This is a genomic window from Massilia sp. ST3, assembly GCF_018119405.1.
Lineage (GTDB): Bacteria > Pseudomonadota > Gammaproteobacteria > Burkholderiales > Burkholderiaceae_D > Telluria.
This window is the reverse complement of sequence record NZ_JAGPWC010000006.1, coordinates 12486-25998: the sequence shown is the minus strand read 5'-3', so window position 1 is coordinate 25998 and position 13513 is coordinate 12486. Positions and strand designations below refer to the sequence as shown.

Below are 13513 nucleotides of genomic sequence, written 5' to 3'. Positions count from 1 at the left end.
TTAGTGGGCGTCCTTGCCAATAGGGGTTGATGCGGTCAGGTGCTGGACCACGCGCTCCATTTTCATGAAGCGCGAGCCCTTCACCAGGACAGTCGCGTTGGCATCGCGGCCCAAAGCTGAATCCAGTGCTGCCAATAAATCGTCGAACTGCGCGTAGTGCTGTGCTCCCGACGCGGCCAGGTGGCGCGCCAGCTCGCCGGTCGCGAGCACGGTCTCGATGCCTTTGCTGTGCGCATAGGCGCCGATTTCTTCGTGAAACTCTTTTCCTTGCGCGCCCACTTCGCCCATGTCGCCCACCACCAGGATGCGCGGCGCGGGATAGGACGCCAGCACGTCGATGGCGGCGCGCATGGAGTCGGGGTTGGCGTTGTAGGTGTCGTCGATGACGGTGGCGCCGTTGGACGCCTGCTTGCGCTGCAGGCGGCCGCCGACGGGGGCGAAGCTCTCCAGGCCGCGCACGATGGCGTCGGCCGGAATGCCGGCGGCCAGCGCGCAGGCGAAGGCAGCCAGCGCGTTGCGGACGTTGTGTTCGCCTGCCGCTGCCAGCTTGACCTTGTGCTGCGCACCGCGTGCGCTGACCTGGAGGTCGCTGCCGAAACCATTGCTGGTATGGACGGCGCGCACGTCGCACTGCTCGCTCAAACCGAAAGTCAGCACATCGCACTTGGCGAGCCCGCGCCACAGGTCCGTATAGGTATCGTCGCCAGGGAAGACGGCCACGCCATCCGCCCCCAGCGACTGCAGCACCGACCCGTTCTCGCGCGCCACCGCCTCGACGGTGTGCATGAATTCCTGGTGCTCGCGCTGGGCGTTGTTCACCAGGCCCACGGTCGGCGCCGCGATCGCGCTCAAACGGCCGATCTCGCCCGGATGGTTCATGCCCAGCTCGATCACGGCGGCCTGGTGCTGCGCGCCCAGGCGGAACAAGGTCAGCGGCACGCCGATCTCGTTGTTCAGGTTGCCCTGGGTCGCCAGGCGATGGTCCTCGCCGAAGGCGGCTGCCAGGATGGACGCGATCATCTCCTTGACCGTGGTCTTGCCGTTGCTGCCCGTGACCCCGATGACGGGAATCGCGTACTGCGCGCGCCACCCGTTGGCGATCTGGCCCAGCGCGGCGAGGGTGTTCGGCACCACGATGGCCGGCAGGGTCCAGCCCTCCGGCAGTTCTTCCGCCACCACGGCCGCGACGCCTTGGGTAGCGACCTGCCCCAGGAAATTGTGGGCGTCGAAGACCTCGCCGCGCAGGGCGACGAACAGCATGCCCGGCTGCAGCTTGCGGCTGTCGGTCGACACGCCCTCGAAGGCCGTGTCGCCACCCACCAGGCGCGCGCCCGGCATGGCCGAGACCAGTTGTGCGAGCGAACCGCGCATCAGTGCGTCCTCAACATGGTGAGCCGGGCCGTCAGCGCCAGCGAAGCGTGGTCGGCGTCCGAGAACGGCATCTTGCGGCCCTTGATTTCCTGGTAGGGCTCGTGGCCCTTCCCCGCCAGCAGGATCACGTCCTGCTTGGCGGCCTGCTTCACGGCCAGCAGGATGGCCGCGGCGCGGTCTTCCACGGTCTGGTAGCGCGAATGCGCGTGGTGCTTGTCCATGCCGGCGACGATCTGGGCGATGATGCTCGACGGCTCCTCGCTGCGCGGGTTGTCGCTGGTGACCAGCACCTGGTCGGCCGCCTGGGCGATGGCGCCCATCTGCGGGCGCTTGCCCGGATCGCGGTCGCCGCCGCAGCCGAACACGCACCACAGCTGGCCGCCGCGCTCCTGTGCGACCTGGCGCAGCGCTTCCAGGGTCTTTTCCAGGGCGTCCGGAGTGTGGGCGTAGTCGATCACGACCATCGGCGCATCCTGGCCGCCGATCTGCTGCATGCGACCCGGGGCCGGGACCAGCGCCTCGATGGCTTCCACCGCGCTCTTCAGGGCCACGCCCTTGGACAGCAGTGCGCCCAGCACGCCCAGGGCGTTGCTGACGTTGTAGTGGCCGACCAGCTGAGTGCGCACCAGCGCGCCGCCCTGCGGAGTCTCGACCTGGAATTCGGTGCCGGCGTGGCGGCTGCGCATGGCGCCCGCGCGCAGGATGCCGATGCCGTCCACGGCGGGCTGTTCAGCCTCGCTCTTGATGGTGTAGCCGGTGACGGACAGGGCCGGGAAATTGGCGCGCAGGTGGGCGACCAGGCGCTGCCCTGCCGGGTCGTCCAGGTTGACGATGGCGTGCTTCAGGCCTTCCCATTCGAACAGCTTGACCTTGGCCGCTTCGTAGCTGGCCATGTCGCCGTGGAAGTCGAGGTGGTCGCGGGTCAGGTTGGTGAAGATCGCGACGTCGAAATGCATGCCGGCGGCGCGGTCCTGGACCAGGCCGATGGACGAGGCTTCGATGGCCAGCGCGCTCGCGTTCGCGGCGCGCAGGTCGGCCAGCTTCTGGGCCAGCAGCACGGCGTCCGGCGTGGTGTAGCCGGTGACGTCGAAGCTCGGCTCGGTCTTGCCCTTGATAATGCCCACGCCCAGGGTGCCGATCACGGCGGCGGTCTCGCCCAGGCGCGCCAGGCACTGGCCGGTCCAGAGGGCGATCGAGGTCTTCCCGTTGGTGCCGGTGACGGCGACGGTGAACATGGCGCGGTCCGGATGCCCGAGCACGGCATGCGCGATCGGTCCGGCGTTCTTCTTCAGGTCCGGCACCGCGATATGCGGCACGTCGAGGCTGGCATCCCAGGTGAAGCCGGTTTCTTCGTAGACCACGGCGGCGGCGCCGGCCTTCACGGCGGCGGCGATGTAGGCGCGGCCGTCCGCGGCTTCGCCCGGATAGGCGAAGAACACGTCGCCCCGGGCGACGCGGCGGGAATCAGAAACGAGACGGCCGCCTGGTGCGGCGGCGCGGATCCTCTGGCAGATGTCGTTCAGGCTCATCGCCATCACATGCTCTCCTCTAGGGGATTTTCCGGAATGATGATGTCTGTGACCGAGGAATCGGGCGGAACGTTCGCCGCCCTCAGCGCATTCGAGCCGAGGTCGGCCGCCGTCGGCGCGGCGACGCTGCCGCCCGTCCGCAAGGCGCCCCTCGGGTTGTCGATCATGACGGCGATGACGAAGCGCGGCTTGGACATCGGCGCGATGCCGACGAAGTAGCCGATGTTGTCGGTCTTGGAATAGCGTCCGTTGACGATCTTCTCGGCGGTGCCGGTCTTGCCGCCCACGCGGTAGCCGGCGACCTGGGCCTTGGAGGCGGTGCCTTCCGGACCAACCACGGATTCGAGCATGGTGCGCACCTGGGCCGCGGTCTTGGGCGAGATCACCTGCTGGCCCACCGGCTCTTCCTCGACCTTGAGGAAGGACAGCGGAATGATGTCGCCGTCGCGCGCGAACACCATGTAGGAACGCGCCAGCTGCAGCAGCGAGACCGACAGGCCGTGGCCGAAGGACATGTTGGCGTATTCGATCGGCTTCCACGATTTCCATGGACGCACGCGGCCGGCGACGGCGCCCGGGAAGCCGAAGCGCGGCGCCTGGCCGTAGCCCAACTTGGTGTACAGCTCCCACATGTCCTGGGGCTCGAGCAGCTGGGCGATCTTGACGGTGCCGACGTTGGACGACTTCTGGATGATGCCGCCCACGGTCAGGTGGTCCTTCGGGTGCATGTCGCGGATGGTGCGGCCGGTGACGGTGATGCGGCCGCCCGAGACGTCGAACACGGTGTCGGGCGTGATCTTCTTCTTTTCCAGGCCGAGCGCCACGGTCACCGGCTTGAGGGTGGAGCCCGGCTCGAAGGTGTCGGTGATCACGCGGTTGCGCAGCTGGGCGCCGGTCAGCTTGGAGCGGTCGTTCGGGTTGTAGGTCGGGTAGTTGGCCATGGCCAGCACCTCGCCGGTGTGCACGTCCAGCACCACCGCGCCGCCGGCCTGGGCATTGAACTTCTCGACCGCGTTCTTGACGCTGGTGAAGGCGATGTACTGCAGCTTGCTGTCCACCGACAGGGTCAGGTCCTTGCCCTGGTGCGGCTCGCGGAACATGCCCAGGTCTTCGGCGATGTGGCCGAGGCGGTCCTTGATCACGCGGCGGCTGCCCGGCACGCCCATCAGGGTCTTCTGGTGGAACAGCTCCATGCCCTCCTGGCCCTTGTCCTCGACATTGGTGAAGCCGACCAGGTGGGTCATCACTTCGCCCTGCGGATAGAAGCGCTTGTATTCCTTGCGGGTATCCAGGCCATCCAGCTTGAGCTTTTCGATCTGCTCGATGACCGGCATCTCGACCTGGCGCTTCAGGTAGACAAAAGTACGGTCCGAATCCAGCTTCTTGCGCAGGTCGGCTTCCGGCATCTCGAGCAGGCGCGCCAGGGCGCTAATCTTCTCGGGCGGATTCTTGAGCAGGTCTTCGGGGATGGCCCAGACGGCCTTGACCGGCAGCGAGGACGCCAGCACGGCGCCGTTGCGGTCGAGGATGCGGCCGCGCGTGGCCGGCAGCTCGAGGGTGCGCTCGTAGCGGCTCTTGCCCTGCTTTTGCAGGAACTGGGTCGACATGCCCTGCAGCCAGAGCGCCCTGATGCCCAGCACGGCGAAGGCCGCGAACAGGACGAACAGGACCAGGCGCGAACGCCAGTCCGGCAGGCGCACGGCCAGCACCGGGCTCTTGGAAAAAGCCACGCCCTTGGAGGCCGCCACGCGTGCGCCGCCTGCTTTCATCGCGCCTCGGCTCATTCAGCGCCTTCCGTCAGGTACTGGGTACGGGCCGGGGTCAGCGGGGCCATGTTCAGCTCGGTGCGCGCGATCTGCTCGATGCGCTCGTTCTTGCCCAGTCGCGACTGGTCGAGCTGGAGCTGGGCCCAGTCGATGTCGAGCTGGCGCGCCTGCTGCTGCAGGCGCTCGAGTTCGATCAAGAGGTGGCGCGCCTGGTAGCGGGCGTTGATCACCGACAGGGCGCAACCCACCAGCAGGGTCACCAGCACGATGTTCAGCTTGGCGCTCATGCCGCGCCTCCCGGCAGGCGCTCGGCCACGCGCAGCACCGCCGAGCGGGCGCGCGGGTTCACGTCCACCTCGAGCTCGGACGGCTTGGTCTTGGCGACCAGTTTCATCAGGGGCTGGGGCAGGTCGACGGCGCGGATCGGCAGGCGGCGGTCCGGCTGGGCCACCTTGGCCTTGGACGCGAAGAACTGCTTGACGATGCGGTCTTCCAGCGAGTGGAAGCTGATCACCGACATGCGCCCGCCCGGCGCCAGCATGGCATAGGCCGCGCTCAGACCTGCTTCAAGGTCTTCAAGCTCTTGATTGATGAAAATCCGGACAGCCTGAAAGGTCCTGGTCGCAGGGTCCTTGCCCTTTTCGCGGGTCTTGACCGCGTCTGCCACGATTGCGGCAAGCTGTCGTGTGGTCGAAATTGGCTCGATTGCCCGGCGAGCAACAATCGCCTTTGCAATCTGGAAAGCATACCGTTCTTCTCCATAATCGCGTATCACCTTTTCGAGTTCGGTTTGGGGCGCGGTCGCGATCCACTCGGCCGCCGGCATGCCGCGCGTGGTGTCCATGCGCATGTCGAGCGGGCCGTCCTGGCGGAAGCTGAAACCGCGGGTGGCGTCGTCCACCTGGGGCGACGAAATACCCAGGTCGAGGAGGATTCCGTCGACCTGCTGGATGCCGCGCGCGGCAAGCGCGTCCTGCATCGTTGCGAAACTGTCATGCACGATGGCAAAGCGGGGATCCGCCACCTGCTGCGCGGTGGCGATGGCCTGCGGGTCCTTGTCGAAAGCGATCAGGCGGCCGCTGTCGCTCAGGCGCGACAGGATGAGCCGGCTGTGTCCGCCACGGCCGAAGGTGCCATCTATATAAGTACCGGAGGTGCGTGCGCCCTCGAGGTTGAGCGCGTCGACTGCTTCGTCCAACAGCACCGTGCGATGCTGGAATGCGGGCACCGTCAATGTTTCCGTCATCGGCGCCTCAGAACGAGAAGTTGGAAAGAACATCGGGCATGCCACCGGCGACGGCCTCAGCCTCGTCCTCGGCCAGCTTGGCGGCATTCCAGATCTCGAAGTGGGTGCCCATGCCGAGCATCATCACTTCCTTGTCGAGCCCGACGGCTGCGCGCAGCTCGGGCGAAATGAGCACGCGGCCCGCGGAGTCGAGCTCGACATCCACGGCATTCCCAAGGAAAATGCGCTGCCACGCCCGGGCCGACATCGGCCAGGCGGCGATCTGCTTGCGGTGCTCTTCCCAGACGGGACGGGGGAAGAAAAGCAGGCAACCGTGCGGGTGTTTGGTGAGCGTCATCCGGCCTTCGCACTGGGAAACGAGGGCGTCACGGTGCTTGGCCGGAATCGACATCCGGCCCTTTGCATCGAGATTGATCGCTGACGCGCCCTGGAACACGTATTTACCTAGCTTTGGAGAGTTTGTGGGGTGTTGTCGTAGGCGCCTTGCGGAGGGATTTCCTCCCACAAATCGACACTTTTTCACACTGTTTCCCACTTTAGTGGAAGCAATGTTGGTGGTCAAGCGAATTCACACTGGCCAAATACGGAATTTGCTAATGAAACCAATGACTTAGGAACAGTTGTTGATGGAATGAAATGCCAAAATGTCTCGTAAAATTAGGCACTTACACAACGGTGTGCAAGTAGTGCCTCAGTTGTACACACAATGTTTACGTTTGATTAATTTCAACGCGCGTGCGAAGTTAATGTGAGGAAACAACAATTGCAACGCAGAATTACACTGTATGGAATTGCAGGCCTCATGAGGACGAGTTAGGATGAATCCAAGGCGATGACCCACCTGCCTCTGGCTCGCTCGGCAGGATGGCGGAGCCAGGCGGAGCGTGCCAGACTGGCGGACCACCGGTCCGTTGCCAAGGAGGTAGCAGTGAGCATCACCCTCGCCCGTACCCGCGCGGTCTACGACCTGACCGAAGTGCAGGAAGCCCTGGACCGCAACCGCGGCCGCTCCCCGGAACTCGACGCGTTTTACGAGCGCATGCTGGAGACCGGGGCCGACCGCTTCGTCACCACCCCCTCTTCCCTCGACGCACTCGATCCCCTGTTCGAGGAATGCCCCAATTTCGATGAAGTGCTGGACGACCTGGCGCGCTACCTGCGCCTGGCCCATGCCGGCGACAAGGGTTTCAACGTCATGCCCATCCTGCTGCTGGGCGGCCCCGGCGTGGGCAAGACCCATTTCGCCAAGCGCCTGGCCAAGGCCATGTCCACCGAGTGCGAACTGATCAGCATGAACGCCCTCTCGGCCGGCTTCGTCATCACCGGCAGCTCGGCCAGCTGGCGCGGCGCCAAATGCGGCAAGGTGGCCGAGCGCCTGGTGCGCGGCAAGTATGCCAATCCGGTGCTGGTGCTGGACGAAGTGGAAAAGGCCAGCGGCTCCACCCAGTCCGATCCGCTGGCCGCTCTCTATCAGTTACTCGAACCGGAAACCTCGAAGGCCTTCCGCGACGAGTTCATCGACGTCGACGTGGACGCCAGCCAGATCTTCTGGGTGCTGACGGCCAATTCGGTCGAAGGCATTCCCTCTCCCCTGCTCAACCGCATGGCGGTCTACGAGGTGCCCAAGCCGACGCCGGAACAGGCGGCCGGCATCGCCCAGCGCATGGTCCGCGGCCTGGTCGAGGAGCTCAACCTGGGCGGCTTCGACGACGTCCTCAACGAGGCCGTGCTCGCCAAGCTGGCGCCGGTCTCGCCGCGCGACCTGCGCAAGACCCTGCTCGACAGCCTCGGCTACGCGGTGGCCGACGGCCGCGCCCACGTCACCGTGGACGACATCCGCCTGCGCCCGGTGCCGGGCAAATCGCGGATCGGCTTCTAGAATCTGTTTTAGCTCTATGGGCGCAGCGCCAGTTGGCGCTGCGCGGCCGCGCGCCCATGCAGAAGGGCTAGTAGCTGGTCGGCCTGCTCGACGCTCACCAGCAGCGATTGCCCCTGTTTCGCGGGCAGGTAGACCACCCGCTCGCGGTCGGTCACGGCCACGAACAGCGGCCGCTGGTCCGCGCTGGTGAAGCGGCCCGCCGCATAGCCCGGCAGGCTGATGCCGTTGTCGCGTGGGCCGAGGCGGGCCGCCTCGATCGAGGCCATGCTGCCCTGCCGGGCCTGGGCCAGGTCGAACTCGCCGATGTCGCGCGCATATTCATAGAAGTAGCTCGCGCGCACCCGCACCTGGCCGTCGCGCACCTCCAGGGTATTGTTCGACAGTCCCAGCCCGAGCAGCAGGGTCACGGGCAGCACCAGGGCGCCGGCCGCGGCGCCGCTCTTCAGGTTGGCGGCGAGCGAACGCTTGCGCACCAACAGCATCGGCAGCAGCGCCGCTAGGCAGGTGATGCCGGCCAGGGTCAGATAGGCCGATAAGCCGACCGCGGGAATGTCGAAGGCGATCGGATTCATACGTCTCTCCTTCGCCCGCCGTCCTGTCCATCCCGCCACGCCCAGCCACGCAACAGCATTCTCGCCAGAAACCATGTCCGCTTCCCCATGCACGCGCTCCCTCGTTGTTCGACACCCTACCTTAGCAGTTTCGCACTCCTCACGGCACGACAGGAGGAGGGATTGATGTGAGCACGACTCTTTCTTGGGAGGTACAAACTGGGAAATGGAAACTTTCGGTATTTTTTACACTTTACCTGCGCGGCGAACGCTTACCCGATATAGGTACTTGATTTTTCTCAAAGTGTTTACGCTGGCCCGCAACTTGCTCTTACGTTTATGTAGTACCTGGCAGTTACCCATAAGAACGAAATATTCCCGAAGGAGCTAGTGATGAAATCCACGATCCTGAAATTAGCAGTGAGTGCAGCACTTGTAACTGGCGCCTCCCCGGCGTTTGCCGACCTGATCTATCAAACCGGGGTGCAGCAAACCGGTACCGGTCTCGGCGCCGTGTCCACGGTCGTGACCGTGCAGAACAATGGTCCGCGGAACGATATCGAGTCGGGTTGCGTCCGCCATACCAACGGCGGCAACATGACCAATCCCGATCAAACCTGCGAAGCCAGTGTGATGCCGAACCTGGAAGGCGGCGACAACACGGGTGCTGTTGGCGGCAATGGCGTCTATCTGCTCAGCGATATCGATGGCATCACGAGTGCCGGCGAGCTCGGCTTCGTTGTGAACATCAGCGAACCCGGTGTCGACACCGCGACCCTGACCGACCTCTACATGGCCCTGTACGCCCTGGACGGCACGCTTCTGCAGACCTTCTCGTACACCGGCCCCGACCTGATCCTGACCGACACAGGCGGCATCGGCCAATCCGGCCTGCACCGCTTCGTGCTGGATGACGCCCAGGCCGCGCTGGCCGTGGCCGCCTGCGGCGACCTGACGCAATGCGTGGTGGGCGGCGGCGTGCAGTTCGCCGCAAACACCACCCAGGGTACGCCGGAAACCGTGCGCGTCGGCGCCTTCGACCGCGATGATCCGGGCAATCCGGGCGAGGTGCCGGAGCCGGGCTCGATCGCCCTGCTGGGCCTGGGAGCGCTGGGCATGGGTGCGCTGCGCCGCCGCTACGCAAAGAAGTAAACCACGAGCCAGGTACTACCTCAGGCGCCGCGCCGACACCGACCAGGACGGCGCCTGAATTCTTTCGCTGACGACGGCCAGTCCGCCGCCTCCTGCCGCCTTGCGCGCCGCGCATCGCCGCACACCCTGTCGACTTCCGCGCAACTCTGCGCCCGGGTCCGCTTTCAAGAGGACGATACCGCTTCCCTTCTCGCTGCCCGTTTGGAGGATCACGATGTCCACTTCACGCGCCAAGCGCCACGGCAGGCGCATTCCGCTCTTTCTGCCGCCCATCCTGCTCGGCCTCGCCGCCCCCTTCGCCGCGGCGGATTCGATTCCGGTCCAGATACTCGATCCCAACCTGCAAGTCGCGACCTACGTGGGCCCTGGCCAGGGACTCGCCCAGCCCATCGGAATCGCCTTCATCGGCCCGGACGACGCCCTGATCCTGGAAAAGGCAAGCGGCCAGGTCAAGCGGGCGATCAATGGTGTGCTGCAACCCCTGCCCGTCCTCGACCTGGCGGTCAATTCGAACTCGGAACGCGGTTTGCTCGCCATCGCCCTGCACCCCAACTTCCCAGCCCTGCCCTTCGTCTACCTGCGCTGGACCGAGAGTGCGAGCGGGACCGACAGCACCGCCGTGGGCGACGTGGCGCTGCTGGGCAACCGCGTCGACCGCTTCATCTGGAACGGTTCCTTCCTGACCCGCGATCCCAACTTCAAGACGCTGCGCCTGCGCGCCCGGCAAACCGACAACATTCCGGTCCCGGGCCATCCCGACACGGCCAACGCGCAGGAACAAGGTAACCATAACGGCGGCCCCTTGCGCTTCGGCCCGGACGGCAAGCTGTACGTGTTCACGGGCGACCTCGGCCGGCGCGGGCAGATGCAGAACCTGCCCAATGGTCCCTTCCTGACCGCCCCCTTCGTCGACGATACCTACGGCGGCCCCCAGCCCGACAACGCCCACCTGTCCGGCGTGGTCCAGCGCCTGAACGACGATGGCACTACGCCGCCTGACAATCCCTTCTTCGCCGCCGGCGCGGCGACGGGCGGCGAAGTGGGAGCCATGATCCAGACCGTGTTCTCTTACGGTCACCGCAACGGCTTCGGCATGGCCTTCGATCCCTACAGCCCCTACCTGTGGCTGACCGAGAACGCCGACGATGCGTTCAGCGAACTCAATCGGGTGGTCGCGGGCATGAACGGCGGCTGGATCCAGGCCATGGGGCCGCTGAGCCGCTTCGCGCAATTCAAGCAGATCGAGACCACGCAGTTCAATAGTTCGCTGCAGCAAAGGCGCTATCCGCCGACCCGGATCGCCTACACCCCCAACCTGGCGCTGGCGCGCATGTTCATGTTGCCGGGCGCAGCCTATGCCGATCCCCAGTTCAGCTGGCGCTACGAGGTCGGCCCCTCCGGCACCAGTTTCGTGAAGGGCGCAGCGCTCGGGCCCGAGTATGACGGCAGCCTGTGGATAGGCTCGGCGCGCAGCTTCCAGCAGGTCGGCGGCAGCGGCGGCAGCCTCTACCGTTTCAGATTGACGCCCAACCGGCTGGCGGTCGACGTGGGCGCCGATCCCCGCCTGGCCGACAAGGTCGCCGACAACGCGCTCAAGTTCGATCCGGCGGAGAGCGAATCCCTGTTAATCGGCAAGGGTTTCGGCATTACGCCCGCGATCGAGCAAGGACCGGACGGCAGCCTCTACGTCGTGTCCCTGACCGACGGACTCGTCTACCGCATCAGCCGCGCCACCGCTTCCCTGAGGAGATGACAATGATGAGCTTACTCCAGCGTTTCGCCGCCGGGCTTGCCGCCGTATGCGCCTGCCTCGTCCTGCCCGCCCATGCCGCGCCGATCGTTAACGGCGGCTTCGAAGCAGGATTCACGAACTGGACCCGCGCCGACCTGGTCGGGAGCGACGGCGGCTTCCTGATCCAGTCCGGCACGGCCAGCCCGGTCAACGGCATCACGGTCCCGCCCCCGCCGGAAGGGGTCCAGGCCGCGATGACGGACGCGCAGGGTCCGGGCAGCCATGTGCTCTACCAGGACTTCGTGCAAACGGAGCAGGTCAGCCTGGCGACCCTCAGCTTCGACCTGTTCATCGGCAACCTGGCCCAGGACTTCTACCTGCCCTCCCTGCCCAGCCTCGAGTTCGCCACGCCCGAACTGAACCAGCAGGCGCGCGTCGACATCCTGCTCGCGGGCGGCGATCCCTTCAGCCTGGGGGCGGACCTGCTGCTGAACGCCTTCCAGACCAATCCCGGCGACGCACTCATCTCCGGCTATACCCACATCGAGGTCGACATCACCAGCCTGGTCAACGCCAACCTGAACACGGCCCTGCGGCTGCGCTTCGCCGAGGTCGACAACGTCAACATCTTCAACTTCGGCGTCGACAACGTGGCGATCGAGACCATCGGTCCGATCGAAGTGCCGGAACCGGCGCCCGTCATGCTGCTCCTGGCCGGCATGGCGGCCGCCACGCTGCAGCGCCGGCGCCTCCTGCGGCTGTAAGGGAGCGCAAGCTGGGCGGCTTCCCGCGCGCCATCACGGCGCCGCCCAGTCCTTCGCATGCGCGACCGCCTTCGCCCAGCGCGCCAGGCGTTCGGCGCGCTCCGCTTCCCCCATGGCCGGTTCGTAGCGCCGGTCCACTTGCCATTGGCGCGCGATGTCCTCGCGCGACTCCCAGAAGCCGACCGCCAGGCCGGCCAGGTAGGCCGCGCCCAGCGCCGTGGTCTCGGTCACGCGCGGCCGCAGCACGGGAATGCCGAGCAGGTCGGCCTGGAACTGCATCAGCATGTCGTTGCGCGCCGCGCCGCCGTCGGCACGCATCTCGGTGACGGCGCAGGCGGCGTCCTTGCGCATCGCGTCCAGCAGCTCGGCGCTCTGGTAGGCGATGGCCTCGACCGCGGCGCGCGCGATGTGGGCGGCGCTGGTGCCGCGCGTCATGCCGACGATGGCGCCGCGCGCATAGGGGTCCCAGTGCGGCGCGCCCAGGCCGGTAAAGGCCGGCACCAGCATTACGCCGCCGCTGTCTGGCACGCTCAGCGCCAGCGGCTCGACGTCCGCCGAGTGCCTGATGATGCCCAGGCCGTCGCGCAGCCACTGCACCGTCGCGCCGCCCATGAACACGCTGCCCTCGAGCAGGTAGTCGGTGGCGCCATTGACGGTCCAGCCCACGGTGGCCAGCAGGCGGTTATGCGAGACCGGCGGCCGGTCGCCCGCGTGCATCAGCATGAAGCAGCCGGTGCCGTAGGTGTTCTTGACCAGCCCCTTGCGGTGGCAGGCCTGGCCGAAGGTGGCGGCCTGCTGGTCGCCCGCGATGCCGGCGATCGGGACCGGGTGGCCGAACCATTCATCGGCAGCCAGTCCGACGACTTCGGAACTGGCCACGACTTCCGGCAGCACGGCTTTCGGAATCGCGAACAGGTCCAGCAGCTCCTCGTCCCAGCGCAGCGTGTGGATGTTGAACAGCATCGTGCGCGAGGCGTTGCTGGCGTCGGTCACATGGCGTCCGCACAGGCGGAACACCAGCCAGCTGTCGACGGTGCCGAAGGCCAGCTCGCCGCGCTCGGCGCGTGCGCGCGCGCCCGGCACGTGGTCCAGCAGCCATTGCAGCTTGGTGGCGGAAAAATAGGCGTCGAGCTCGAGGCCGGTGCGTTCCTGGATGGTGGACGCCTTCCCAGCCGCGCGCAGGCGGTCGCAGGCGTCGGCGGTGCGGCGGTCCTGCCAGACGATGGCGGGCGCCAGGGCTTCGCCGCTGGCGCGGTCCCACAGGACCGTGGTCTCGCGCTGGTTGGCGATGCCGATGGCGGCGAGCTGGTTCGGCTGGAGCTTCGCCTGGCGCAGGGCCTCGCGCGCGCAGGCAAGCTGGCTCTGCCAGATGTCGAGAGGATCGTGCTCGACCCAGCCGGGCTGGGGAAAATGCTGGGGATATTCGCGCTGGCAGCTGGCGACCGGCAGGCCCGCGTGGTCGAACACGATCGCGCGCGAACTGGTGGTGCCCTGGTCGAGGGCGAGGATGAAGCGGTCCATCG

The 13513-nt window shown here is 66.4% G+C and carries 12 protein-coding genes; 4 read left to right on the top strand and 8 right to left on the bottom strand.

The genetic code is table 11. From position 1 onward, the window contains the following. The 6 genes from murF to mraZ are packed head-to-tail and all read right to left on the bottom strand — an operon-like array spanning nt 1 to nt 6348. Nucleotides 1-1371: a UDP-N-acetylmuramoyl-tripeptide--D-alanyl-D-alanine ligase gene (gene murF / locus KBW98_RS03280; protein ID WP_211518664.1), complete on the bottom strand. Its 1371-nt coding sequence runs from the start codon at nt 1369-1371 to the stop codon at nt 1-3. Continuing rightward, on the bottom strand, nt 1371-2906 hold the full coding sequence (locus tag KBW98_RS03275; protein ID WP_211518663.1) for a UDP-N-acetylmuramoyl-L-alanyl-D-glutamate--2,6-diaminopimelate ligase: 1536 nt from the start codon (nt 2904-2906) through the stop codon (nt 1371-1373). Before KBW98_RS03275 ends, murF begins: the two co-directional genes overlap by 1 nt. Then, nucleotides 2906-4684 carry a penicillin-binding protein 2 gene (locus KBW98_RS03270; RefSeq protein WP_211518662.1) on the bottom strand — a complete coding sequence of 593 codons (1779 nt, stop codon included), beginning with the start codon at nt 4682-4684 and terminating at the stop codon, nt 2906-2908. Before KBW98_RS03270 ends, KBW98_RS03275 begins: the two co-directional genes overlap by 1 nt. Next, the gene (ftsL, locus tag KBW98_RS03265) at nt 4681-4953 is read right to left on the bottom strand and encodes a cell division protein FtsL (protein ID WP_211518661.1); all 273 of its coding nucleotides are present in this window, start codon (nt 4951-4953) and stop codon (nt 4681-4683) included. The genes KBW98_RS03270 and ftsL overlap by 4 nt, the downstream gene beginning before the upstream one ends. Further along, entirely contained in the window at nt 4950-5912 is a 963-nt protein-coding gene (gene rsmH, locus KBW98_RS03260) for a 16S rRNA (cytosine(1402)-N(4))-methyltransferase RsmH (protein WP_211518780.1), read from the bottom strand. The genes ftsL and rsmH overlap by 4 nt, the downstream gene beginning before the upstream one ends. Before the next feature lie 7 nt (nt 5913-5919). Continuing rightward, nucleotides 5920-6348 (bottom strand): division/cell wall cluster transcriptional repressor MraZ, encoded by a 429-nt coding sequence (gene mraZ / locus KBW98_RS03255; protein ID WP_211518660.1) that lies wholly within the window; start codon nt 6346-6348, stop codon nt 5920-5922. A 492-nt stretch (nt 6349-6840) separates the two neighbouring features. Here mraZ and KBW98_RS03250 point away from each other — a divergent pair, with 492 nt between their 5' ends. Further along, complete coding sequence (locus tag KBW98_RS03250; RefSeq protein WP_211518659.1) at nt 6841-7791, top strand: AAA family ATPase; 951 nt, start codon at nt 6841-6843, stop codon at nt 7789-7791. 14 nt (nt 7792-7805) lie between these two features. On the opposite strand, the gene KBW98_RS03245 is transcribed toward KBW98_RS03250, so the two are convergent. Beyond that, nucleotides 7806-8363 carry a PH domain-containing protein gene (locus KBW98_RS03245; protein WP_211518658.1) on the bottom strand — a complete coding sequence of 186 codons (558 nt, stop codon included), beginning with the start codon at nt 8361-8363 and terminating at the stop codon, nt 7806-7808. A gap of 372 nt (nt 8364-8735) precedes the next feature. Here KBW98_RS03245 and KBW98_RS03240 point away from each other — a divergent pair, with 372 nt between their 5' ends. The 3 genes from KBW98_RS03240 to KBW98_RS03230 all read left to right on the top strand — a co-directional run bounded on the left by KBW98_RS03240 (nt 8736) and on the right by KBW98_RS03230 (nt 11990). After that, a complete protein-coding gene (locus tag KBW98_RS03240; protein ID WP_229428952.1) occupies nt 8736-9494 on the top strand; it encodes a PEP-CTERM sorting domain-containing protein in 759 nt (252 codons plus the stop codon). A 214-nt stretch (nt 9495-9708) separates the two neighbouring features. After that, on the top strand, nt 9709-11247 hold the full coding sequence (locus KBW98_RS03235; RefSeq protein WP_211518657.1) for a sorbosone dehydrogenase family protein: 1539 nt from the start codon (nt 9709-9711) through the stop codon (nt 11245-11247). Between the two features lie 2 nt (nt 11248-11249). Then, nucleotides 11250-11990 (top strand): PEP-CTERM sorting domain-containing protein, encoded by a 741-nt coding sequence (locus KBW98_RS03230; RefSeq protein ID WP_211518656.1) that lies wholly within the window; start codon nt 11250-11252, stop codon nt 11988-11990. A 33-nt stretch (nt 11991-12023) separates the two neighbouring features. Here KBW98_RS03230 and glpK read toward each other — a convergent pair whose 3' ends face one another. Next, nucleotides 12024-13511, bottom strand: coding sequence for a glycerol kinase GlpK (glpK, locus tag KBW98_RS03225; protein WP_211518655.1), 1488 nt, complete (start codon nt 13509-13511; stop codon nt 12024-12026). Nucleotides 13512-13513: the final 2 nt, after the last annotated feature.

Excerpts from the sequence above, each read along its gene's own strand:
- murF (WP_211518664.1), bottom strand. The coding sequence starts at position 1,371 with ATGCGCGGTTCGCTCGCACAACTGGTCTCGGCCATGCCGGGCGCGCGC.
- KBW98_RS03275 (WP_211518663.1), bottom strand. The coding sequence starts at position 2,906 with ATGGCGATGAGCCTGAACGACATCTGCCAGAGGATCCGCGCCGCCGCA.
- KBW98_RS03270 (WP_211518662.1), bottom strand. The coding sequence starts at position 4,684 with ATGAGCCGAGGCGCGATGAAAGCAGGCGGCGCACGCGTGGCGGCCTCC.
- ftsL (WP_211518661.1), bottom strand. The coding sequence starts at position 4,953 with ATGAGCGCCAAGCTGAACATCGTGCTGGTGACCCTGCTGGTGGGTTGC.
- rsmH (WP_211518780.1), bottom strand. The coding sequence starts at position 5,912 with ATGACGGAAACATTGACGGTGCCCGCATTCCAGCATCGCACGGTGCTG.
- KBW98_RS03245 (WP_211518658.1), bottom strand. The coding sequence starts at position 8,363 with ATGAATCCGATCGCCTTCGACATTCCCGCGGTCGGCTTATCGGCCTAT.
- KBW98_RS03240 (WP_229428952.1), top strand. The coding sequence starts at position 8,736 with ATGAAATCCACGATCCTGAAATTAGCAGTGAGTGCAGCACTTGTAACT.
- KBW98_RS03235 (WP_211518657.1), top strand. The coding sequence starts at position 9,709 with ATGTCCACTTCACGCGCCAAGCGCCACGGCAGGCGCATTCCGCTCTTT.
- KBW98_RS03230 (WP_211518656.1), top strand. The coding sequence starts at position 11,250 with ATGATGAGCTTACTCCAGCGTTTCGCCGCCGGGCTTGCCGCCGTATGC.
- glpK (WP_211518655.1), bottom strand. The coding sequence starts at position 13,511 with ATGGACCGCTTCATCCTCGCCCTCGACCAGGGCACCACCAGTTCGCGC.